Raw genomic sequence first — 23,632 nt, 5'->3', positions numbered from 1 at the left:
AAAGTCAGCCGGAGGTGTCCGAGCGGTATTCGGTCGGTCAGATCGCCGCCCGGAATTTCCTGAGTGCCTCCTCCAGATAACCCATCAGCGGGTGCTGGCCATCTTCCTGAAGCCATTTGTTGACGGCAAGGCGAAGGGGGCTCACCGATATCATGGAAATCAGGCGCAGTTCGTCACGATCCATGGCTGGAAACAGCTGGCATAGGCTCTCGTAGACGGCCTGTTCAAGTCCCAGATAGTTGCCGCGCGTGCGGACACGCAACGCATCGCTTTGTCGCAGCAGTCGGGCAACTGCGAGGAGCTCGGATGTCTGGACACGTTCAATGAGCTTGCGCAGCGCCTGATGCACGATCTCAAGCGGTCGCCCGGCCGATGCGCTCTCCAGGACCGACGTCTTGAGGGCTTCTATATAGCCGCGCTGATGCGCCAGAAGAATCTCGTTCTTGCTTTTGAAATAGTAAAAGAAGGTTCGCCGGGAAATGCCGGCCGCGGCCGCGATCTCGTCGAGGGTCGTCTCCTGATAGCCTTTTGCGAGAAAGGATTTCATTCCGACATCCGCGATGCGCTGAAACGTCAAGCGGCGTTTTCGCTCGCGCAGGCCTTCCGGTTTTGAGGAGGGGTCATGCATTGAAATATTTTGTCATAAGTTGTCACAACACACAAACCTATCAGGACTCGCTCCCGGTTTTTACCATTTCCATTTCCGGTGAAATAATTCCGCCCTCTCACTCGATGGTTGCCGCAAAGTTGCCTACATTAATTTTTACACTTAGTGTAATAATTAATGTCAGCATCGAGATGCCCGAAGCAGGCAGAGGAGAACCGGTACGCCATGCCAGTCAACCCGATTTTCAATTGTGATACGACAGCAGTGCATGGTCCGAGCCCCTCCAGGGCACGTCGAGCGGGTCAGCTCGCCGTCTGGCCGACGGTCGCGTCTCTCAGTTTGCTGGTTGCCGGCTGTGCGTCGGCACCTTTGGACCGCGCGGGTTCCCTGCGGTCCTATGATGGCCTGAAACAATCGGACGGGATGGTGACGCGATCGCTTCTCAAGGTGAATAGGGATGACATCCTTGCGGCGAAGACTGTGAAGATCATTCCGACCGCTTTTTCGATGCGGGCCGAAAGTGCCGCTTTCACGCCTGCGCAGCGAAACCTCGTCACCAATGCCGTGGATAGAACGCTTTGCTCGGGGTTGAGCGAACGCTTCGTCATCGTCGGCCTGTCGGAGCCGGCGGATTTGACTGTTCGCGCGGTGGTCACGCAGGTCAAGCCCACGAACACGACGGCGGTCGGTGCGTCGAAGGTCGCGTCGGTGGCGAAAAGTGTGCTGCTGCCAGGTGTCCCCGTGCCTGTTCCGCGCATCCCGATCGGGATGGGCAGCCTGTCTCTCGAGGCCGAGGCGATCGACGCTCAGGGCGCGCAGAAGGCGGTGATGATCTGGGGGCGCGGTGCGAACGCGTTTTTCGATTCAGGAACGGTTGCCAAGGAGGGGGACGCCTATAGCCTCGCCGCGAAGTTCGGCAGCGATTTCAGCAAGCTGCTCGTCAGGGGCAAAACACCGTTCGGAACGATGCCCTTTCCATCCGGGGCGAAGCTGGCAGGCCTCGTCGGGCGCGCGCCAAAATACGAGGCGTGCAAAGTGTTCGGAAAGTCGCCGGGTGTTGCCGGTTTCATCGGAGCGCGCATGGGGCTTCCACCCAAATGGACGGACAAGAGTGCGCCGAACGCCTTGTAGGCATTTTACCCGCTTTCAGGCGATTCTGCCTGAAAGCGGGATAGTGCTCTAGTGATGGAACAACACGCTGGCGCCCTGATCGGCCGGGCCCGCGGCACGGCGGAAGGGGGCGAAGAGCTCGCGGCCCATGCCGAATTCGTTCTCAGAGAGGTCGGCGACGACAGGCGTGCGCTCGGCCATCGTGGCGGCATCGACCAGCACTTCCAGCGTGCCGGCAATCGCGTCGATACGGATGATGTCACCCTCTTCGATGCGGGCGATCGGACCACCGTCGATGGCTTCCGGCGTGACGTGGATCGCGGCCGGAACCTTGCCCGAAGCGCCGGACATGCGTCCGTCGGTCAGAAGCGCCACGCGGAAGCCGCGGTCCTGCAACACGCCAAGCGCCGGCGTCAGCTTGTGCAACTCCGGCATGCCGTTGGCCTTCGGCCCCTGGAAGCGGACGACGGCGACGAAATCGCGGTTGAGCTTGCCGTCCTTGAACGCCTGCTGCATTTCCAGCTGGTCGTGGAAGATAACGGCGGGGGCTTCGACAATGTGACGCTCCGGCTTGACGGCGGAGATCTTGATCACCGCCTTGCCGATATTGCCGCGCAGCATCTTCAATCCGCCATTGCCCTGGAACGGTGCGTCGATGGTCGACAGCACCTTCGGATCGCCGCTCTTTTCCGGCGCCGGTTCGCGGACCACGCCGCCATCGGCGCCGATCTTTACCTCGATCGAATAGGCGGAAAGCCCCTGGCCGGCGACGGTGCGAACGTCGTCGTGCAGCATCCCCTTCTTGAGCAGCTCCTTGATCAGGAAGCCCATGCCGCCGGCGGCATGGAAATGGTTCACGTCGGCAAGCCCGTTCGGATAGACGCGGGCCAGCAGCGGAATGATATCCGACAGCTCGGAAATATCCTGCCAGGTGAGGACGATGCCGGCTGCACGCGCCATGGCGACGAGGTGCATCGTGTGGTTGGTCGAGCCGCCGGTCGCATGCAGGCCGACGACGCCGTTGACGATCGAGCGCTCGTCGATCATCTCGCCGGCGGGGGTGTATTCGTTGCCCATGGCGGTGATGGCAAGCGCCCGCTTTGTGGCCTCGCGGGTCAGCGCTTCGCGCAGCGGCGTGCCGGGATTGACGAAGGAGGCGCCGGGCATATGGAAGCCCATGATCTCCATCAGCATCTGGTTGGAATTGGCCGTGCCGTAGAAGGTACAGGTGCCAGGGCCATGATAGGACTTCGATTCCGCTTCCAGCAGCTCGGCGCGGCCGACTTTGCCTTCGGCGAAGAGCTGGCGCACGCGCGACTTCTCGTCGTTCGGCAGGCCCGTGGTCATCGGTCCCGCCGGAATGAAGACGGCCGGAAGATGGCCGAAGGAGAGGGCGGCGATGACGAGGCCGGGCACGATCTTGTCGCAGACGCCGAGGAAGACGGCCGCGTCGAACATGTTGTGCGACAGGCCGACGCCCGCCGACATGGCGATCAGGTCGCGCGAGAACAACGACAACTCCATGCCCGGTTGGCCCTGGGTGACGCCGTCGCACATGGCGGGCACGCCGCCGGCGACCTGGGCGATGCCACCGGCTTGCGCCGCGGCCTCGCGGATGATCGCGGGATAGGTCTCGAAGGGCTGATGCGCCGAGAGCATGTCATTATAGGAGGTGATGATTCCGAGATTGGGCACGCGGTCGCCAGCCAGCGCATCCTTCTCGGAGGGGGAACAGACTGCGAAGCCGTGGGCAAGGTTGGCGCAGCCGAGAATGGAGCGTTGCGCACCCTTGGTCGCGGCATTGCGCAGGCGAGCCAGGTAGAGCTCGCGTGTTGGTTTCGAACGTTCGACGATACGTGCGGTAATCGCGGATATGCGGGCGTCAGCGGCCATGGTCGATCTGCCTCCGGCTGTTCTTGCGCTTGATCCCGAAAGATCGCCTTCGATCTTGTCTAGGGAAAGGATCAGGCGCAGGCTTGAAATGTCACTGCTATGCCGGCACGCCCTTTCGGGCGCGTGGCGCAGCAGCCGTTGCTGTGTCTTTCAGGGTCCGATGACGACCGTCCGGTCGTGTCAGGGAGCCCAGTAAATCTCGACCGGAGAAGCGGCCCGGCGCAGCATGGCGCGGATCGGCATTTCGGTCTCTTCTCCCGGTGCCTCGGCCTTGGCGAGAACGTCCTTCTTGCCCTCTCCCTCGATATGGAGCACCAGCAATCGGGCATCCTGAAGGCTGGAGAAGGTGAATGTCAGCCGCGGCTCGCCGGCCCCCTCGGCTTCCATCGTGATGATGCCGCGCGGGGTCTTCGGATCAAGCGCGGTCGCAAGATTGCTGCCGCCTGGAAAGAACGAGGCCGTGTGGCCGTCATTGCCCATGCCGAGGATGGCGACATCGAAGGGATGGCCGACGCCCTTGGTCTCTTGCGTTGCGATGACAGCGGCTTCCTCAGCGGAAGCCGCAGCCTGGTAGAGCGGAAGGAACTGCGCCGATGCGGCCTTGTCCTTCAGCAGGTTTTCCTGGACGAGCAGGTGGTTCGAGCGCGGATTGTCCGCCGGCACGAACCGTTCGTCGACGAGGGTGATCGTTACCTTGCCCCAGTCGAGCGGACGCGACGACAGCGTCTGGAAGAAGGCCTTCGGCGTCGAGCCGCCGGAGACCGCGATGCTTGCGGAGCCGCGAGCAGTGATGGCGGCCGAGAGAACCTCGACCACCTTGTCCGCGAGCTTGCCGGCGAGTTCGGCGCCATTGGCGAAAGCATGCATATTCGCTGTCATCGTCACCGTCCTAGATATCGTCATGCCAGGTGCGGCCGTCGCGCTCGATCAGGGCGATGGCCTGGCTCGGACCCCAGGTGCCGGCGGTATAGCCCTGCACCTGTTGGCCGGCTTCTTCCCAACCCTTGAGGATCGGGTCGACCCAATCCCATGCGGCTTCCACTTCGTCGCGGCGCATGAACAGCGTCTGGTTCGAGCGGATGACGTCCATCAGCAGGCGTTCATAGGCGTCCGGATTGCGGACGTTGAAGGCCGAGGCGAAGCTCATGTCGAGCGAGACGTTGCGCAGGCGCATGCCGCCCGGACCCGGATCCTTGATCATCAGCGACTGCTTGACGCCTTCATCCGGCTGCAGGCGGATGATCAGCTGGTTGGCGACGGTGCGGCCGGCGGCCTGATCGAAGATATTGTGCGGGATCGGCTTGAAGGTGATGACGATCTCCGACATGCGGCCGGCAAGACGCTTGCCGGTGCGGATGTAGAAGGGAACGCCGGCCCAGCGCCAATTGCCGATCTCGGCTTTGATGGCGACGAAGGTTTCGATGTTGGAAACGCCGCCTTCGAGTTCATCGAGGTATCCCTTGACCGGGCCACCTGCGGATGCGCCGGCGCGGTACTGGCCGCGAACCGTCGCCTGCTCGACGTTAGAGGCATTGATCGGCTTCAGGGCGCGCAGCACCTTCAGCTTCTCGTCGCGGACGGCTTCGGAATCCATCGAGGAGGGGATTTCCATCGCGGTCAGGCAAAGGAGCTGCAGGATGTGGTTCTGTACCATGTCGCGCAGCGCGCCGGCGGTGTCGTAGTAGCCGGCACGGCCTTCGAGACCGACCGATTCCGCAACCGTGATCTGGACGTGATCGATGTAATTGGCGTTCCACAGCGGCTCGTAGAGGGCGTTGGCGAAGCGCAGCGCCATCAGGTTCTGCACCGTCTCCTTGCCGAGATAGTGGTCGATGCGGAAGATCTGCTCTTCCTTGAAGACCTTGCCGATCGTGTCGTTGAGATGCAGGGCCGAAGCGAGGTCGCGGCCGATCGGCTTTTCGACGACGATGCGGGTCGACTTGGTGATCAGCTTGTGGTCGTGGATCTTCTGCGAGATGTCGCCGAAAATGCCTGGAGCGACGGCGAGATAGAAGGCGCGCACGCGGTCTTTGCCCTCGTCGAGGATCTTCTTCAGCTGATCCCAGCCGGCATCGCTGCGGGCATCGACCGGAACATAGAACAGCCGGGCGAGGAATTTCTTGACTTCCGCCTCGTCATATTCGCCCTTCTTCAGGTGTTCCTTGAGGGCGGCGTCGGCGAATTTGCGGTATTCTTCGTTCGAGAGCGCGCTACGCGAGGCGCCGATAATGCGGGTCGGTTCGGTGAACTGGCCTTCGATCTGGCGATGATAAAGAGCGGGCAGAAGCTTGCGCTCGGCAAGGTCGCCACTGCCGCCGAAAACGACATAGTCAAAAGGTTCAACGGGAATGATTTGGCTGCTCATGAGGTATCTCTCAATCGGTCTTGGTTGAGGCCCCTTTTAATCTAATCGATTTAAAAAGGCCAGTGTGCATCGCAAAATTCAGACTCGGTTTTTAGACCGGATTGCCAAATGAGGAAATCCGTTCCGTATCTAAAACCTGTCGCGCAACGCAAACCACGAGAGCGCCAGGAACAGCAGAGGCGCCCGCATGCGAGCACCACCGGGAAACGGCGGGATGTTCAGCGCCCTGAAAAGCGCAAGATCGTCGGCGTTCCCGAGGACCGTTTTCGCATAGAGTTTACCGCAATAGTTTGACAGCATGACGCCGTGTCCGGAATAGCCGCCGATGGAGGTCACGCCGGGCATGACGTCGCGCACGAAAGGCTGGCGCGGCATGGTGATGCCGACCGATCCGCCCCAGGCATGGGTGATGTCGATCTTGTCGAGTGCGGGATAGATTTCGGCGATCTGGCGGCGGATATGCTCCGTTATGTCGCGCGGATTATCGGCCGTATAGGCCTCGCGGCCGCCGAACAGCAGGCGGCCATCCTTCGACTTGCGGAAATAACGCACCACAAAGCGCGAATCCGCCACCGCCTCGCCGCCGGGCAACACATCGGGAAATTTGTCGAGCGGTTCGGTGGCGCCGATGAAGGAGCGGATCGGCATGACGTGGCTCGCGGTCACCGGCTCCAGATTGCCGATATAGCCGTTGCAGGCGATCAGCACGCGATCGGCGGTGATCGTGCCGCTCTCTGTCTCGATCAGCGTCTTGCCGCCTGATTGACGCAGAGCCTTTGCCGGCGTCATCTCGAACAGTGAAGCGCCGGCGGCCGCAGCCACGCGCGCCAAGCCGATGAGCAGCTTCAGCGGATGGATGTGGCCGGTGCCGATATCCCTGACACCATAGAGATAGCGTTTCGAGCCCAGACGCTCCTGGGTCTCCACCGTGTCCATGAAGCTCACATGCGGATAGCCGTAGCGCGTCGCGGCGATCTCGGCGTTTTCCATATAGGCGCGCTTGTAGCTCGGCTTGTGCGTAACGTTCATCTGGCCGGGCATGAAGTCGATGTCGATGCCGTGTTCGGTAGCGAAATCGAGCAGATGCCGCTTGGCGTCCTCGGCAAGATCGAACAGCGCTTTCGAGCGTTCATAGCCGATCTTCTCTTCCAGCTCCTCCGGCCACCAGCGCTGGCCGGTGCCGAGCTGGCCGCCATTGCGCCCGGACGCGCCGTCGCCGAAGCGGTTGGCATCGATCAGCACGACATCGACACCGCCCTTGGCGAGATTATAGGCGGCTTGCAGGCCGGTATAGCCGCCGCCAATGATGGCGACGTCGGCACGGCGCGAGCCGTCGAGCTTCGGATAGGTCGGGCGAGGCCCGACGGTTGCCTGATACCAGGAAAGCCCCGGCGCGATCGGGCTCTGCCATGCGTCCTGCGATGTCATGGGTAACCCTCCCTCACACGTTGAGCAGAAGGAATTCCCGCTCCCAGGGGCTGATCACCTGCATGAAGGTCTCGAACTCGCCGCGCTTGACGCCGGCATAGATGTCGATGAACTCCTTGCCGAGGACTTCATAAAAGGCCGGCTCGCCCTCCAGGAGCGCGATGGCTTCGAGAAGGCCACGGGGGAGGTCGATCGAGCCTTCATTGGCCGAATCCTCGGTCGGTGCCGTCGGTTCCACCTTCTTCATGATGCCAAGGAGGCCAGAGGCGAGCGAGGCGGCAAGCGCGAGATAGGGATTGGCGTCCGAGCTTGGCAACCGGTTCTCGACGCGCCGGGCCTGCGGATCGGAGACCGGCACGCGGAAAGCGGTCGTGCGGTTGTCGTAACCCCAGGCATTGTTGACCGGGCAAGACATGTTCGGCGCCAGCCGTCGATAGGAATTCACGTAGGGCGCGAGCATCGCCAGTGCATTCGGCACGTAGCGCTGCATGCCGCCGATGAAGTGGAAGAACTCCTGCGACGGACTGCCGTCCGGATTGGTGAAGACGTTCTTGCCAGTCTCGATGTTGACCACCGACTGGTGGATATGCATCGCCGAGCCCGCCTGGCTTTGCATGGGTTTGGCCATGAAGGTCGCATAGATGCCGTGTTTCAGCGCCGCCTCGCGAATGGTGCGCTTGAACATGAACACCTGGTCGGCAAGCTCGATCGGGTCGCCATGGCGCAGGTTGATTTCGAGCTGCGCCGGACCCTCTTCATGGATCAGCGTGTCGATCTCGAGACCCTGTTTCTCGGAGAAATGATAGATATCGTCGATCAGCTCGTCGAATTCGTTGATGCCGGCGATCGAGTAGCCCTGGCCGCCGAGGATCGAACGGCCGGAGCGGCCCTTCGGCGGATGCAGCGGATAGTCCGGGTCGTCGTTCTTGGCGACGAGATAGAATTCGATCTCCGGCGCGACCACCGCTTTCCAGCCGCGCTCCTTGTAGAGATTCATGATCTGCTTCAGCAGGTTGCGCGGCGTATAGGACACCGCTTCGCCTTCGGAATTGACGATGTCGCAGATCACCTGCGCCGTCGGATCGGTTTCCCAGGGCACGACGGAAAGCGTCGAGAGATCGGGCACCAGCTTGAGGTCGCTGTCGCGCGGCTCGTAGCGGAAGTTTTCGGTCTCTTCGGGATATTCTCCGGAAATCGTATGTCGGTAGATCGCCGAGGGCAGGGCGAGCGAGGTGTTGGAGGTAAATTTCGAGGTCGGCATCATCTTGCCGCGCGGCACGCCCGCAAGGTCGGGCGTGATGCATTCTATGTCTTCGATCCCGCGCGCCCGCAGCCACTGGGTTGCTTCCTTCCAATTTGCCACCCCGCGTGCCGATCGTAAGCTAGGGGGAACTGTCGCAACTTTCGAGACCGGCTTGGAAGCTTTCAGCGGGGTCTTTTTCGCAGGCATAAAACACCGTATTTGCGTGGATCGGAGAATGCATCATAACGGCAGTTTGCCAATTGGCGAGGGGGAGGCGCTCCGACTTTCGCCATATGATGGAAAAATAGTCACGCAGCGCGATATTCGAATGAAGGAATGAAACTTGGCCGGCAAATATGATGTGATCGTTCTCGGCGCGGGCGCCGCGGGCATGATGTGCGCCATTCGCGCCGGCCGGCGCGGGCGCTCCGTGCTGGTGCTCGACCATGCCGCCGCACCGGGCGAGAAGATCCGCATTTCCGGCGGCGGCCGCTGCAATTTTACCAATATCCATGCCGGCCCGAAGAATTTCCTTTCCGCCAATCCGCATTTCGCCAAATCAGCCCTGGCGCGCTTCACGCCCAGGGATTTTCTCGCCATGGTCGAGAGCCATGGCATCGCCTGGCATGAAAAGACGCTCGGCCAGCTTTTCTGCGACAACAGCGCCAAGGACATCATCCGCATGCTGACCGACGAGATGCGATCGGCCGGTGTGGTTTTGCGGCTACGCACCGAAATCAATGCGATCGAGCCTGTCTCGGGTGGCGGTTATCGCATAGCGACTTCGGAAGGAGCCTTCGAGGCGGCCTCTCTAGTCATGGCGACTGGCGGCAAATCGATCCCGAAGATGGGTGCCACCGGCTTTGCCTATCGTATCGCCGAGCAATTCGGCCTGCCGCTGGTCGAGACCCGCCCCGGCCTTGTGCCGCTGACTCTCGATCCCCAGCTTCTCCAGCGCCTGGCGCCGCTTTCCGGCATAGCCGCGCCCGCCGAAATCCGCCATGGCAAGACGGCGTTCCGCGAGGCCCTGCTCTTCACCCATCGTGGCCTGAGCGGTCCGGCGATCCTGCAGATTTCCTCCTATTGGCGGGAAGGAGACGAGATCACCGTGGCGATCGAACCCGATGTGGATGTCTTCGTCATGCTGAAGGCAGCGCGGCACGCTAACGGCCGGCAATCGGCGCAGACCGCGTTGGCGGAAATCCTGCCGAAACGGCTGGCGCAGCATTTCGCCGAGGGCGAGGGCATGTCGGGCAATATGGCGGACCAGGGCGACAAGCGGCTGCAGCAGCTTGCCGCCGCCGTCCAGGCCTGGCCGGTCAAGCCCTCGGGCTCGGAAGGCTATCGGACGGCGGAAGTCACGCTCGGTGGCATCGACACCACCTGTCTTGATTCGAAGACCATGCAGGTGAAAACCATACCCGGCCTCTTCTTCATCGGCGAATGCGTTGACGTTTCCGGCTGGCTCGGCGGCTATAATTTTCAATGGGCCTGGGCCTCCGGCCACGTTGCCGGCGAGGCGGCTTGAGGCGGCCTTGCCAATGGGTCGCGAAGCAGGCAAGGAGCGTCTCCAGCGACGACACTATTCGATGGAGGCGATGATGACGTTCAAGACCTGGACATTTCGATCCGCAACTTTTCCTGGCATGGCGGCAGCCTTGATGCTGTCTCTTGGCTTCATCGCTGTCACGGCGCTGGACGCCAATGCCGCGTCTGCGGCATGCAAGAAGCTGGATCCGAACGGCCAGGATACGGGCGGCGACACCAATTTCGCGCTGGCGATCCGCGACAAGAAGGGCGATGTCGTCAAGAAGATGCTCGCCTGCGGCGCCAAGCTGGATATGAAGACGACCGAAGGCTGGTATCCGCTGCACACCGCCGCCTATTACGGCCCGGCCAGCATGATCGATCTCCTGGTCTCCAAAGGTGCCGACGTCAACGTGCGCGGCGACTATGATGGCTGGACGCCGTTGCATATGGCGGCACAACAAGAAGATGCGGCCATCGTCAGGACGCTGTTGAAGAATGGGGCCGACAAGACCATCAAGTCGTCTTCCGGCAAGACCGCCGCTGAGATGGCGACCAATCCGGCGATCGCGGAGCTGCTGAAGTAAAATTACACCCCGCGGAGTTCCGCGCTTTTTGGGCAAATGTTCGAAAGGTGCGGCAATTGCGACTAACCTCTGGTTTTGGCGTTTTCATTTCCTACATCTTTATTTTCTACATTGCCTGTTGCCGGAACGGCCTGTTGCCGGTTATCGTGTCAGTGCGAAAATGGGATTTAGGCTCATGAACAAAACACAACGTCGCGCTCGCGCCATAGCAATTGCTCAAACCCGGGACAACGCCAAGCTGGTGGCCGTCAGGCTGCTGATGCTTGCAACCGGCGCCACGGCTGCCTGCATTGCTTATCTCGTGGCACGCGGCTTCTGACATCGTCGGCCCGATCGGCTGATTTCGCCGTTTTCTCGGCGAAGCACTTGCGCCCAGGCGCTACGTCTTGTTTCGGCTGACCTGTTATCAGCCGTTTTCCCGCGTTTTCCGTTGTGTAATTGCCGCCACGGCCCCTTATCCGAAAATTAATCTATCAAACTCACAATCTGCGCAGATTTTCTGGGGCCGCTTCCACAACGTGAAGCAGAAGCAATGATTGCCGCCTGACATCGTTCAGGACCCCGTCTGCGAACATCTCAAGATTGAAGATTATGCATCCGGTCAGCGCTGTGAAGGCGCCGGCAAGGGGGGAGCAGTTGTGAGAGGCCCGAGCTACGATGTTCATTGACAAGATCCTGTCCCGTTTCAAGATCAAGACGAAGGTTCTCCTCTTCGTCCTCCCGTTCGTCATCAGCATTTCCGCCGTCGGCCTCACCGGGCTCTATGCTTCCGGCCTGCTGCAGGGGCGCATGGAAATCTCCAACAGCGTGCTGCAATCGCTGACGGGCTTCAAGAATCTCTATGGTTCGATGGATGACTTCCTGCGCATCACCAACGAGCAGCAGCGTGACAAGCTATATGAGGACATCAAATCGCAGCAGGGCGTTCTGGCATCGACGCTCGACCAGCTCGGCAAAGATGCGGATGGCCGTGACAATCTGACGGATGCGACGACCAAGACCGCCGCCATGGCGAATGAGGTCGCCAAGCTCTGGACGCTGCACGAACAGGAAGTCGATTTCCGCAAGGCGATCGACGATGCTCAGAAGGCGCTGATCAAGGCTCGCTTCAACGTCGATTTCAACGGGCAGCAACTGGAAGATCAGATGCGCCAGGACCAGGCCGCCGCGACATCGACGCTGCGGTCGGCCGATCGCCTGCTGAAGGGCGGCGATCAGCTCGTTGCCGTTGCCGAGGATTTCAACAAGGCTGCAACCCCTGTCGACAAGGTCAAGCTGCTCAAGGACCGGCTGCCAGATCTGAACAAGGCGCAACGCTCGATCAATCTTGCTCTTCCGCAAAACCAGAAGAGCGTCGTGCAATCCGTTGTCGGCACGATCAAGGACCTGACCGCCTTCACCGAAAGCGCGGATGTCCCGACCGATGATACGATTGCCGGCATCACCCGGCTTCTCTCCCGCTTCCGCCAGACCTCGACCTATACCCAGTTGGCCGCGACGCAGATGATGCGCCAGGCGACGACGACCTTCGTGGAGATGGACGCCAAGGTTGTTCAAACCAACTCCGTTCTTCAGGATACCCGGCGTCTCCAGGGTTCGATCTATTCGCTGCAGCTCGTGCTTGGCGAATTCCTGGCCAATACCAGCAAGGATAATCTCACTCGTCTACGGCAGGAGGTCTTCAAGCTCCGCGGCGCCATGGACACGATGAAGCAAAGCGCCAAGGGCATGGATTTCATCGATGGCATCGATGCGGCTATCCGGCCCGCCCTCAAGGCGATCGAGGACGGCGGCGACCAGCTGGTCAACACGTCGACCCAGCGCGTTGCGGAATATGCCGCTGCGCGCCAGCAGCTCGATCAGGTCTGGGGCCAGCTCACCGCCTTCGCCGAAACGCAGAAACAGAGCGCGGGCACCGAGCGTGAGCAGGCAAACTACATCTCGATCCTCGCCACCATTCTGGGTATCATTCTTTCCATCGCCGGCGGCATTGCGCTGGTGCTGACCTTGCAGCGTCCGATCGGCCAGATCACCGCTGCCATGCGCCGCATTGCCGATGGCATGCTGGAGACCGCGATCTCCGGCGAAAAGCGCCACGACGAAATCGGCGACATGGCCCGCGCGCTCGGAATCTTCAAGGAAAATGCGATTTCGAAAATCCGCATTGAGGAGCAGAGCGACGAGGAGCGCGCTGCCGCCGAGCACGAGCGCCAGCGCAACGACGCCGAAAAGCGCGAGCTCGACCGCCAGATCGACTTTGCCGTCAGCGAGCTTGCCGCAGGCCTCGAGCGTCTGGCGCAGGGCGATATCTCCTCGACGATCGAGACGCCCTTCATCGGCCGTCTCGAACAGCTTCGCCAGGATTTCAATAGCTCGCTGTCGCGCCTGCAGCAGACGATCAGCCAAGTGCGCGACAATGTCGAGATGATCCAGACCAATGGCAACCAGATGGCGGCCTCCGCCGAGGACCTGTCGAAACGCACCGAACAGCAGGCAGCCTCGCTGGAGCAGACCGCCGCCGCTGTCGACGAAATCACCGTCACCGTTCGCTCGTCCGCCGAGCGCGCCAAGGATGCGGATGCGATCGTGCGCGAAGCCAAGCGCAGCGCCGATGACAGCTCCGTCGTCGTCGGCAACGCCATCGACGCCATGACGCGCATCGAGGATGCGTCCCGCAAGATCGAGCAGATCATCGGCGTCATCGACGAGATCGCCTTCCAGACCAACCTCCTGGCGTTGAACGCCGGCATCGAGGCCGCTCGCGCCGGTGACGCCGGCAAGGGTTTTGCGGTCGTGGCCATGGAAGTACGCGAACTGGCCCAGCGTTCCGCCGCAGCGGCCAAGGAGATCAAAGGGCTGATCAATAAATCGACCCAGGAAGTCAATTCCGGTTCGCAATTCGTGCAGCAGGCCGGCTCGGTGCTGGCACAGATCAGCGGCCAGATCGTCACCATCAGCCAGCATGTGGAGATGATCGCCCGCGCCAGCCACGATCAGGCAAGCGCGTTGCAGGAGGTCAATGCCTCCGTCAACCACATGGACCAGATGACGCAAAAGAACGCCGGCATGGTCGAGGAGACCACGGCGGCCAGCCGGGAACTGGCCTCCGAGGCGGATGCATTGCTCTATCTCATCCAGCAGTTCAAGATCGAAAGCGGCAAGGGCATGAGCTATCAGCGGGCGGACGCTGCCTGACCGCAGTAGTTGACGCCATCATCACAGGCGGATCGGCCGATATTGGGCCGGTCCGCCTTTTTCGTTTTAAGCCATGCATATGCATGGTCGAGGGTTCTTCCAAGTCGGGAGAGCAGTGCCCAGTTTTTATGACCATAGGCCTGGTAGAACATATCCTCGTTCCTGCGCCATTGCTCGTGGAGCGTCTGGTTTTGCAATTCGAAGATTTTGGCTAAAGCGATGCAGTCGAGCATGGGAACTCTCCATGTTGAAAGGCATCCCTTCAATTACACATAGAAATTTTCTTTATATATAGCCGTTTTCGCCTTATGTTTTTCAATTATGAAAAATTCGACCTGGGATGCCTATCAGCTTTTCCTCGATGTGGCCCGCGGCGGCGGGCTGACGGGCGCCGTTTCGTCGAGCGGATTGAGCCCGGCGACGATCGGCCGGCGTATGCTGGAGCTGGAGAGCCAGATCGGCCGCCCGCTCTTTCAGCGCAGCCAGACCGGTTATGCGCTGACCGGCGATGGCCAGGAACTGTTCGATCAGCTGCTCGATATGGAGGCGGCCGCCCGCAAGGTGGATAGCTGGCAGCGCGAGGCGCAGGGCGCGGCCATCGTCCGCATTACCGCAGGCACCTGGGTCGCCTGGGTGCTCAGCCAGAACATGCCGTCGATCTGCTCCGAGCGGGACGGCTTCCGCATCGATCTGCAAATCGCCGAACGCCGCGCCAGTCTTGCCCATCGCGAGAGCGATATCGGTATCCGCGCCTTCGAGCCGGAGGAAACGAACCTTGCGGCCATTAAGACCGGCGATGTCGCCTATGCCGCCTATCAGGCGCGCAACATGCGCTTCGCCGGCCCCCGCCGCTGGATCGCCGTTGCGGAAGAGGACGCGATCTCCGCCTATCTGCGCTGGCCGCATCAGAACGAGCGCGAGGCGATCGCGGTGACGGTCACTCGGCCGCGGTCGCTCCATGATCTGGTTCTTTCAGGGTCGGGCATCGCCGTTCTTCCCTGTTTCGTCGGCGACCTGGAGCCTCGGCTGGAGCGGGTGGGCGAGGAAATCGCTCCCCTGCGTCACGGACAATGGATCGTCATGAACGACACTGACCGTCATCGCCGCGAGATCCGCACGGTGGTCGACCGCATGGCCCGGCTGCTGAAGAGCCATGCCGATCTCTTCGCGGGCAACCGTCCGACCTACGTTTGAAAACCGTACACTGAAGACGGCGTGGCTCGTCTCCGGTCGGAGAGCCGCATCATCCCCGATTTCGTGTAAATCCGTGAAAGCTCATGGGGCTTGCTTTTCCCCCTTGTGGCCTTTGGGATTCCTTTCTAGTCTGGCGGGAAAAACAGAGGGTTGGGTGTCGCGAGGATGCCCTTGAACAAAACAGGAGAGACCATGAAGTCCATGTTCGCACGGCTCGCGGCAACCGCCTTTGCGGCTGTTTCGCTGGTGACGGCTGCCCAGGCGGAAGACAAGGTTGTCAACGTCTACAACTGGTCGGATTACATCGATGATTCGATCCTGGCCGATTTCACCAAGGAAACCGGCATCAAGGTCGTCTACGACACCTTCGACGCCAACGAAACGCTGGAAACCAAGCTGCTCGCGGGCAAGACCGGTTATGACGTCGTCGTGCCGACCGCCTACTTCCTGCAGCGCCAGATCAAGGCCGGCGTCTTCCAGAAGCTCGACAAGTCGAAGCTGCCGAATATCTCCAACATGTGGGATACGGTGCAGCAGCGGATCGCTGCCTATGATCCCGGCAACCAATATGCCGTCGATTATATGTGGGGCACTAGCGGCGTCGGCTACAATGTCGACAAGGTGAAACAGATCCTCGGCACCGACGAGGCGCCGGATATTGACGTGATCTTCGATCCGAAGGTTGCCGCCAAGTTCAAGGATTGCGGTATCTACGTGCTCGACTCTCCCACGGACGTCATTCCGGCGGCGCTGCGCTATCTCGGCCTCGATCCGAATTCGACCAAGGCCGAAGACCTCAAGAAGGCCGAGGAGCTGCTGACGGCCGCTCGTCCGAATATCCGCAAATTCCATTCGTCGGAATACATCAATGCGCTCGCCAACGGCGATATCTGCCTGGCCTTTGGCTACTCTGGCGACGTGCTGCAGGCGCGCAACCGCGCGGCCGAAGCCAAGAATGGCATCAACATCAGCTATTCGATCCCGAAAAAGGGCGCCCAGATGTGGTTCGACGTGATGGCGATCCCGGCCGATGCGCCGCATGTCGCCGAAGCGCACGCATTCATCAACTACATGATGAAGCCGGAAGTCATCGCCAAGGCCAGCAACTTCACGACTTACGCGAATGGCAACAAGGCGTCGCAGCAGTTCGTGAGCAAGGAAGTGCTGGAGGATCCGTCCGTCTATCCGACGGAAGAGATCACGAAGAGCCTTTATACCTTGAAACCGTGGGATCCGAAAGCGCAGCGCGTGGCGACGCGCTTGTGGACGAAGGTCACCACTGGCCAATAATTTCAAAGCAGGCCCGGACGGCAACGTCCGGGCCTTTTTCTGACGGCATAACGTAAAGATCAGGACCGCGCCGGAATGGGGAAGAGCCGGCGCACCAGCCTTTCATTTGGGGATAAATGATGAAGTCTCTCGGTAATATCCGGCGTTCCTTTGCTCCGTGGACCGACCCTTCGGCAAAGCCTTATATTTCCTTCAAGAACGTCACGAAGAAGTTCGGCGATTTCGTCGCTGTCGATAATCTTTCGCTGGATATCTACAACCGCGAATTCTTCGCCCTGCTCGGCGCCTCCGGTTGCGGCAAGTCCACGCTGCTGCGCATGCTGGCGGGATTTGAGCAGCCGACGACGGGCGAGATCATCCTCGACGGCCAGAGTCTTGCCGGCACGCCGCCCTATCGCCGCCCCGTCAACATGATGTTCCAGTCCTATGCGCTCTTCCCACATATGAGTGTGGAAAAGAACATCGCCTTCGGGCTGCGCCAGGATGGCATGCCGAAGGCGGAGATCGCCGAGCGCGTGACGCAGATGCTGAAGCTGGTCAAGCTGGAGCAATTCGCCAGGCGCAAGCCCCATCAGCTTTCCGGCGGACAGCGTCAGCGCGTGGCGCTTGCCCGCTCGCTCGCCAAGCGCCCGAAGGTGCTGCTGCTCGATGAGCCGCTCGGCGCGCTCGACAAGAAGCTGCGCGAGGAGACCCAGTTCGAACTGATGGACCTGCAACAGAGCCTCGGCCTCACCTTCGTCGTCGTCACCCACGACCAGGAAGAGGCGATGACCATGGCCGACCGCATCGCCGTCATGAGCCATGGCAAGGTGGCGCAGATAGCGACGCCGGCAGAGATCTACGAGGCTCCCAACTCGCGCTTCGTCGCCGACTTTATCGGCGATGTGAATATTCTCGAGGGTAATGTCACCTCGGCCCGTTCGGGGATCATCGAGATCGCCGTCGATCCCGCCTTCACGCTGCGTACCGCATCCGGTGATACGCCGGCGGAAGGAAGCCGCGCCAGTCTCGCCATTCGGCCGGAAAAGCTCAGGATCACGCCGCGCCCGCCGGCCAATGCCTCGGTCAACGCCGCCGAGGGCGAGATCTGGGATATCGCCTATCTCGGCGACATGACAGTTTTCCACGTCAAGCTGCAGAACGGCCAGGTGGTCAAGGCCTCATCGCTGAATTCGGTCCGGGTGGTGGAAGAGCCCTTCGCCTACGACCAGAATGTCTGGGTCTCCTTCGACGAAAACGCCGGCGTGCTGCTGAAGGATTGATGATGAAAACGCTCGGTTCCTCCCTCTACCAGCGCCTCGTCATCATCATCCCCTATGTCTGGCTGCTGCTCTTCTTCCTCGTGCCGTTCCTGATCGTCTTCCGCATCTCGCTGTCGACGAAGGCGCTGTCCATCCCGCCTTATGATCCGTCCTTCAATTGGTCGGATAGTTTCAGCGATTGGTGGGACAAGCTGCAAAGTATGTCGTTCGACAACTACACATGGTTGGCCGGCGATCCGCTCTATATGAATGCCTATCTCGGCAGCCTGAAAATCGCCGGCATCTCGACATTCCTGACGCTGCTCATCGCCTATCCCATCGCCTACGGCATGGCGCAGGCACCGCGCACCATCCGCCCGACGCTGCTGATGCTGGTCATCCTGCCGTTCTGGACGAGCTTCCTGATTCGCGTCTACTCCTGGATGTCGATCCTCAGCACCACCGGTCTGCTGAACCAGCTGCTGATGGGGCTCGGCGTCATCCATGAGCCGCTGGTGATCCTCAACACCAACACCGCCGTCTATATCGGCATGGTCTATTCCTACCTGCCCTTCATGGTGCTGCCGCTCTATTCCGCGCTGGAAAAAATGGACGGCACGCTGATCGAGGCGGCGCAGGATCTTGGCTGCACGGCGATCGGCGCTTTCTGGCGCGTCACCTTCCCGCTGTCGATCCCCGGCGTGATTGCCGGCTGCATGCTGGTCTTCATCCCGGCCGTCGGCGAATTCGTCATCCCGGACCTGCTCGGCGGTTCCGAAACGCTGATGATCGGCAAGGTGCTGTGGACCGAGTTTTACGGCAACACCGACTGGCCGCTGGCCTCGGCCGTGGCAACCATCCTGCTGCTTGTGCTGGTGGTGCCCATCGTCTTCTTCCAGCATTTCCAGGCAAAAGCCGAAGAGAGAGGGAGGTAGTCCATGATCCGCTGGTCCCGTTTCAACATCGTCTCGGTCACGCTTGGCCTGGCATTCCTCTATCTGCCGATCCTGCTGCTGGTCATCTATTCCTTCAACTCCTCGCGCCTGGTCACGGTTTGGGGCGGCTTCTCGACGCAATGGTATGTGCATCTCTTCAGCAACGATACCATGCTGAATGCCGCCTGGCTGACGGTGCGCATTGCGCTTTTCTCGGCGACGGTCGCCACGGTGCTCGGCACGCTGGCGGCGCTGACGCTGGTGCGCTACACGCGCTTTCGCGGCCGCATCCTGTTTTCCGGCATGATCTACGCGCCGTTGGTCATGCCGGATGTCATCACCGGCCTGTCGCTGCTGCTATTCTTCGTCACCGCCGGCATCGACCGTGGTTTCTGGACGATCGTCATGGCGCATACGACGCTGACCATGTGCTTCGTCGCCGTCGTCGTGCAATCCAGGCTTCTGACCTTCGACCGCTCGATCGAGGAGGCGGCGCTGGATCTCGGCGCGCCGCCAGTGCGCACCTTCTTCGAAATCACGTTGCCGATCATCGCGCCGGCGGTGTTCTCCGGCTGGGTGCTGGCGCTGACGCTGTCGCTCGACGACCTGGTGATCGCCACCTTTGCCTCGGGCGCTGGCGCCAAGACGCTCCCCATGCTGATCTACAGTCAGGTCAAGCTTGGTGTGACGCCGGAAATCAACGCGATCTGCACCATCCTGATCGGCATCGTTGCCATTGGCGTCATCTGCGCTTCCATCGCCACCAAGCGCCGCGAGGTACAGCGCCAGAGGGATGAGCACGCTGCGGCGGCTGGCTGAGGGTTTTATTGCTGCGGCTGGTCGGGTTTCTGCAGCAGTGTCGTGACCGGGGAGATCACCGGGTCCGGCCAGGTGCCCCCGATGAAGAAGGGCAGCATCGGCAGATCCGGTGTGTCAGCCGGGTTGCTCGCCTCGAGGGCGCCTGAAAGCGCCAGTCCGTTGCTGCGGAAGGGAACGACGCCGTTCAGCGTCACCGTCTCGTTGCGCCCTGTGATCTTGGCGCTATGCACCTCGGCCGATCCCTTGGCGAAGCTTGCATCGACATTAAGGCTGTCGAAATCGAAGGCCGTGTCGGCGATATCGCTCATCCGGAAGAAAGCCTTGTCGGCGGCAAGCGCGCGGAAGGCGGAGATGTTGAATTGCCGGAAGGAGCCCGCCTGTGCGGTGAAATTCATCTTGCCGGCGACATCGCCGAGATTGGCGGCCCAGATCGGCTTCGAGGTGCTGAGCGCCAGATCCAGCGATCCTGTCGTCATCGGCAGCGGACCAACGAGCTTGAGACGAGCGAAAAGCCCCCCGAAATCGGCGTTGCGGATGGATATCTGCAATTTGCCGCCTCCATCGAAGTCGCCTTGCGTGACTTCCAGATGCGCAGTCAGATCCCCGCCCTCGAAGCCGCTGTCGCCGATGTCGAATTTCGCCTTGCCGCCGGCCACCAGCAGGCTGGCACCGATATTGTCGAATTGGAAGGGACCGAGCCAGGCCTTGTTCGACGAGAGCCGCATATCCACGTCGAGGCGCTGCAGCGGATTGCCGTTGATCAGCGCATCGATGGCGGTATCGGCCGCCAGCCGCATGGAGAATGCCGCCAGGAACGGATTGAGGTTCATCTGGTCGAAGGCGAGCGTGCCGGAAATCTTTGGCTTGCCGGCTGTCGTATAGCTCAGGTCCATGACGCCGGACGCGGCGGAATCGTTGACCTTGAAATTCAGATTGTTGAAACGCAGGCCATTCTGGATCGCGACGATATCGGCGTTGAGCGAGACGTTCTGCAGCGTATTGGCGGCCGGCAGATGCTCGCCGCTCCAGGCAAGGAATGAGGGCACGTTCGGCACGCTCAGATCCAGATTTCCGGCGAGCGTCGAGAAATCGGAGATGCTGCTGACGCCGGTATAGGTCCAGTTGATCAGCGGCGAGGAGAAGCTCGTCCTTGCATCCACGCTCTTGCCGGCAAACAGCAGCAGAGGCTGGCTGGAATTGAAATCGATCTTGACGTCCTGGCCGTTGAGCCGCGCCAGGATGACGGCCGACATCGGCCGCGACAGCCGTGGCCAGGTGATGTCAGCGTTGACGCCGTTCATCTTGTAGATGTTGCCGGTGCGCTCGTCGGTCATCTCGACACTGCCGTCATCGATGGTCAGCGTGCCGATATCCGCATCCTGCTCCCGCCGCATCGGCATGCCCTGGTTGGCGGATGTTTCCACCCGCTCGATCGCCTTGGACAGCAGCCCTTCATTCGTCCAGTCGATCAGGCCGGTTTCGTCGCGGCGGATATAGAGCGTCGGCCGCAGGAAATGGAACTCATGGAAATGCGCGCGTCCACGCAGCGCCGCAAACAGCGAGAAATCAGCCGAAAGACTGTCGACATGGCCGAGTACCTTGCCGTTCTTCGTCGGCTCGCGGATGGTGACCTGATTGAGCGTCACGCGCGGCGTCGGCCAGAACTCCAGCGTCGGGTCACCCTCGATCTGGGCGCGATATCCGGTCCAGTCCGACAGTGCCTTCTCGATGCCGGAGCGCACCAGCCCGCTGGAGATCAGGAACGGGGCGGTTGCCCTGAAGACGGCGAAGACGATGAGGACGGTCAGCAGCACGATGCCGAAAGTGCGCGCGACGGCCGGCAGCCAGCGCGAGGCCGATCGTATCGTCAACCGCCACTTCTTGTTCCTCGACGTGCTCATGATCTCGCGGAGACTTTCATACTCATAGCGCTGATATGCCTGTGTTTGCCGGATATAGGAAATGATCGGCGGATGCAAACGTTGTACAGCGGGAGGGTCGACGACTCTGTGACTTTATAATGCGCTGCAGCATGGTATATAAGCCAAAAAGCAGGGGGAGATCATATGCACGACATTCAACCGCTCTGGACCCCGTCGGACGAGTTTCGCCGGCACAGCCCGATGTTTGCCTTCATGCAGGAATGCAACCGGCGCTTCGGTCTGTCGCTCTCCGATTTCTCCAGCCTGCACACATGGTCCATCACCGAGCGTGAGACCTTCTGGACAGCAGTGTGGGATTTCTGTGGCATCACGGGAAAACGCGGCGAAAGGGCGCTGATCAATGGCGATCAGATGCTGGAGGCGCGCTTCTTTCCCGATGCCGAGCTGAACTTCGCCGAGAACCTTTTGTCGAAGAGTGGCGATGGCGATGCCCTGGTCTTCTGGGGGGAAGACAAGGTGCGCGATCGCTGGTCCTGGGATCGGTTGTCGGCCACGGTGTCACGCCTGCAACAGGCCTATATCGCCCTCGGTATCGGCAAGGGCGACCGTGTCGCCGCGATGATGCCGAACATGCCGGAAACCATTGCCTGCATGCTGGCCGCCGCCTCGATCGGCGCCATCTGGTCTTCCTGTTCTCCCGATTTCGGCGAGCAGGGCGTTCTCGACCGCTTCGGCCAGATCGAGCCGAAGCTCTTCATTGCCTGCGCAGGCTATTGGTATAATGGCAAATTGCAGGATGTGACGGCAAAGGTCAGCACCATCGCGCAGCGCCTCGGCGCACCGACCGTCATTATTCCCTATGCCGGCGATGCCGATGCGGTCGCGGCGGTGACGCCGGGTGCCAAGACACTCTCTGCCTTCATTGCGCCTTTCGAGGCGAAGGCTGTCGAATTCGTGCCCCTGCCGTTTGCGCATCCGCTGTTCATTCTGTTTTCCTCGGGCACGACCGGCGTGCCGAAATGCATCGTCCATTCCACCGGCGGCGCGCTGTTGCAGCTCATCAAGGAGCATCGCCTGCATTGCGGCGTCGTTCCCGGCGAAAAGGTCTTTTATTTCACCACCTGCGGCTGGATGATGTGGAACTGGCTGGTGACGGGGCTTGCCGCCGGCGCCACGCTCTGCCTCTATGACGGCTCGCCTTTCGCGCCCGACGGCAACATCCTCTTCGATTATGCGCAGGAGGAGGGCTTCGCCGTGTTCGGCACCTCGGCGAAATATATCGACGCGGTGCGCAAAAGCGGCCTGACGCCGAAGGCTTCGCATGACCTCTCCAGCCTGCGGCTGATGACCTCCACCGGCTCGCCACTGTCGCCGGAAGGCTTCACTTTCGTCTATGAGGGCATCAAGGACGATGTCCAGCTCGCCTCGATCTCGGGCGGCACCGACATTGTTTCCTGTTTCGTGCTCGGCAATCCCTTGCAGCCGGTCTGGCGCGGCGAAATCCAGGGAGCCGGTCTCGGCCTTGCCGTCGATGTCTGGAATGAGGACGGCAAGCCGGTGCGCGGCGAAAAGGGCGAGCTGGTCTGCGCCAAGGCCTTTCCCTCGATGCCGGTGATGTTCTGGAACGATCCCGACCGCGTCAAATACCACGCCGCCTATTTCGAGCGTTTCGACAATATCTGGTGCCATGGCGACTTCGCCGAATGGACGGAACATGGCGGCCTGATCATCCATGGCCGCTCGGACGCGACGCTCAATCCCGGCGGCGTGCGCATCGGCACGGCGGAGATCTACAATCAGGTCGAACAGATGCCGGAGGTTCTGGAAGCGCTCTGCATCGGCCAGGATTGGGACGACGACGTGCGGGTCGTGCTGTTCGTTCGCCTGGCGGCGGGAACAGCGCTCACGGAGGATCTCGTCAAGGCGATGAAGACCCGCATCCGCACCGGCGCCTCGCCACGGCATGTGCCGGCCAAGATCATTGCCGTCACCGACATCCCGCGCACCAAATCCGGCAAGATCGTCGAGCTCGCCGTCCGCGATGTCGTTCACGGCCGGGCGGTGAAGAATAAGGAAGCGCTCGCCAACCCGGAAGCTCTTGACCTGTTTGCCGGGCTTGAGGAGCTGAAGAACGAATGACAGCCCTGATTGACGCAAGCCTTCATTCGACCCCATGAAGGCTAAAGGCAGCCCGATTCGCTGCCTTTTTTTGGTTCGCGCTGCACAAATATGCGCCCGCTCTGTACATTGTCGCGCTGAACCAGTATGTGCACGGCTGAAGAAGAGGCTTGCGACGTGCGGGCCACGATGATCCG

At 61.0% G+C, this 23,632-nt stretch carries 19 protein-coding genes; 11 read left to right on the top strand and 8 right to left on the bottom strand.

What is annotated here, in order from left to right; genetic code table 11:
• Positions 1-37 precede the first annotated feature (37 nt).
• Positions 38-628 carry a TetR/AcrR family transcriptional regulator gene (locus tag EX00_RS24350; protein ID WP_047463810.1) on the bottom strand — a complete coding sequence of 197 codons (591 nt, stop codon included), beginning with the start codon at positions 626-628 and terminating at the stop codon, positions 38-40.
• 204 nt (positions 629-832) lie between these two features.
• On the opposite strand from EX00_RS24350, the gene EX00_RS24345 reads away from it, so the two are divergent.
• A complete protein-coding gene (locus EX00_RS24345; RefSeq protein WP_047463808.1) occupies positions 833-1,738 on the top strand; it encodes a DUF3313 domain-containing protein in 906 nt (301 codons plus the stop codon).
• Between the two features lie 48 nt (positions 1,739-1,786).
• Here the strand turns inward: EX00_RS24345 and edd are convergent, their stop codons facing one another.
• From edd to EX00_RS24320, 5 genes are all read right to left on the bottom strand, one after another.
• Positions 1,787-3,610 (bottom strand): phosphogluconate dehydratase, encoded by a 1,824-nt coding sequence (gene edd, locus EX00_RS24340; protein WP_047463806.1) that lies wholly within the window; start codon positions 3,608-3,610, stop codon positions 1,787-1,789.
• A 180-nt stretch (positions 3,611-3,790) separates the two neighbouring features.
• A complete protein-coding gene (gene pgl / locus EX00_RS24335; protein ID WP_047463803.1) occupies positions 3,791-4,489 on the bottom strand; it encodes a 6-phosphogluconolactonase in 699 nt (232 codons plus the stop codon).
• A 10-nt stretch (positions 4,490-4,499) separates the two neighbouring features.
• On the bottom strand, positions 4,500-5,975 hold the full coding sequence (zwf, locus tag EX00_RS24330; RefSeq protein WP_047463801.1) for a glucose-6-phosphate dehydrogenase: 1,476 nt from the start codon (positions 5,973-5,975) through the stop codon (positions 4,500-4,502).
• A 129-nt stretch (positions 5,976-6,104) separates the two neighbouring features.
• On the bottom strand, positions 6,105-7,403 hold the full coding sequence (locus tag EX00_RS24325; RefSeq protein ID WP_047463799.1) for an NAD(P)/FAD-dependent oxidoreductase: 1,299 nt from the start codon (positions 7,401-7,403) through the stop codon (positions 6,105-6,107).
• A 13-nt stretch (positions 7,404-7,416) separates the two neighbouring features.
• On the bottom strand, positions 7,417-8,853 hold the full coding sequence (locus EX00_RS24320) for a glutamine synthetase family protein (RefSeq protein WP_047463798.1): 1,437 nt from the start codon (positions 8,851-8,853) through the stop codon (positions 7,417-7,419).
• A 136-nt stretch (positions 8,854-8,989) separates the two neighbouring features.
• Between EX00_RS24320 and EX00_RS24315 the strand changes: the two genes are divergently transcribed.
• The 4 genes from EX00_RS24315 to EX00_RS24305 all read left to right on the top strand — a co-directional run bounded on the left by EX00_RS24315 (position 8,990) and on the right by EX00_RS24305 (position 13,955).
• Positions 8,990-10,174, top strand: a complete 1,185-nt coding sequence (locus tag EX00_RS24315; protein ID WP_047463796.1) for a BaiN/RdsA family NAD(P)/FAD-dependent oxidoreductase — start codon at positions 8,990-8,992, stop codon at positions 10,172-10,174.
• Positions 10,175-10,187: 13 nt separating this feature from the next.
• The gene (locus EX00_RS24310; RefSeq protein WP_234709100.1) at positions 10,188-10,760 is read left to right on the top strand and encodes an ankyrin repeat domain-containing protein; all 573 of its coding nucleotides are present in this window, start codon (positions 10,188-10,190) and stop codon (positions 10,758-10,760) included.
• 175 nt (positions 10,761-10,935) lie between these two features.
• The gene (locus EX00_RS31795; protein WP_202903760.1) at positions 10,936-11,079 is read left to right on the top strand and encodes a hypothetical protein; all 144 of its coding nucleotides are present in this window, start codon (positions 10,936-10,938) and stop codon (positions 11,077-11,079) included.
• Between the two features lie 338 nt (positions 11,080-11,417).
• Positions 11,418-13,955: a methyl-accepting chemotaxis protein gene (locus EX00_RS24305; protein ID WP_047463795.1), complete on the top strand. Its 2,538-nt coding sequence runs from the start codon at positions 11,418-11,420 to the stop codon at positions 13,953-13,955.
• Here the strand turns inward: EX00_RS24305 and EX00_RS24300 are convergent.
• A complete protein-coding gene (locus EX00_RS24300) occupies positions 13,934-14,188 on the bottom strand; it encodes a hypothetical protein (protein WP_047463793.1) in 255 nt (84 codons plus the stop codon). The genes EX00_RS24305 and EX00_RS24300 overlap by 22 nt on opposite strands.
• Before the next feature lie 88 nt (positions 14,189-14,276).
• On the opposite strand from EX00_RS24300, the gene EX00_RS24295 reads away from it, so the two are divergent.
• From EX00_RS24295 to EX00_RS24275, 5 genes are all read left to right on the top strand, one after another.
• Entirely contained in the window at positions 14,277-15,149 is an 873-nt protein-coding gene (locus tag EX00_RS24295; RefSeq protein WP_047463791.1) for a LysR family transcriptional regulator, read from the top strand.
• A 201-nt stretch (positions 15,150-15,350) separates the two neighbouring features.
• Positions 15,351-16,439 (top strand): polyamine ABC transporter substrate-binding protein, encoded by a 1,089-nt coding sequence (locus EX00_RS24290; RefSeq protein WP_234709103.1) that lies wholly within the window; start codon positions 15,351-15,353, stop codon positions 16,437-16,439.
• Between the two features lie 119 nt (positions 16,440-16,558).
• Positions 16,559-17,701 (top strand): ABC transporter ATP-binding protein, encoded by a 1,143-nt coding sequence (locus EX00_RS24285; RefSeq protein WP_047463786.1) that lies wholly within the window; start codon positions 16,559-16,561, stop codon positions 17,699-17,701.
• 2 nt (positions 17,702-17,703) lie between these two features.
• A complete protein-coding gene (locus tag EX00_RS24280; protein ID WP_047463783.1) occupies positions 17,704-18,615 on the top strand; it encodes an ABC transporter permease subunit in 912 nt (303 codons plus the stop codon).
• Between the two features lie 3 nt (positions 18,616-18,618).
• Positions 18,619-19,434: an ABC transporter permease subunit gene (locus EX00_RS24275; protein WP_047463781.1), complete on the top strand. Its 816-nt coding sequence runs from the start codon at positions 18,619-18,621 to the stop codon at positions 19,432-19,434.
• Between the two features lie 5 nt (positions 19,435-19,439).
• On the opposite strand, the gene EX00_RS24270 is transcribed toward EX00_RS24275, so the two are convergent.
• Complete coding sequence (locus tag EX00_RS24270) at positions 19,440-21,335, bottom strand: AsmA family protein (protein ID WP_047463894.1); 1,896 nt, start codon at positions 21,333-21,335, stop codon at positions 19,440-19,442.
• A gap of 165 nt (positions 21,336-21,500) precedes the next feature.
• Between EX00_RS24270 and EX00_RS24265 the strand changes: the two genes are divergently transcribed.
• Positions 21,501-23,456, top strand: a complete 1,956-nt coding sequence (locus EX00_RS24265; protein WP_047463779.1) for an acetoacetate--CoA ligase — start codon at positions 21,501-21,503, stop codon at positions 23,454-23,456.
• Positions 23,457-23,632: the final 176 nt, after the last annotated feature.

The sequence above is a fragment of the Martinezella rhizogenes genome (genome assembly GCF_000799715.1).
In the GTDB taxonomy this organism is placed as follows: Bacteria; Pseudomonadota; Alphaproteobacteria; order Rhizobiales; family Rhizobiaceae; genus Rhizobium; species Rhizobium rhizogenes_C.
Note: the sequence above shows the minus strand (reverse complement) of the source record. Positions and strands in the feature narration are given on the sequence as shown.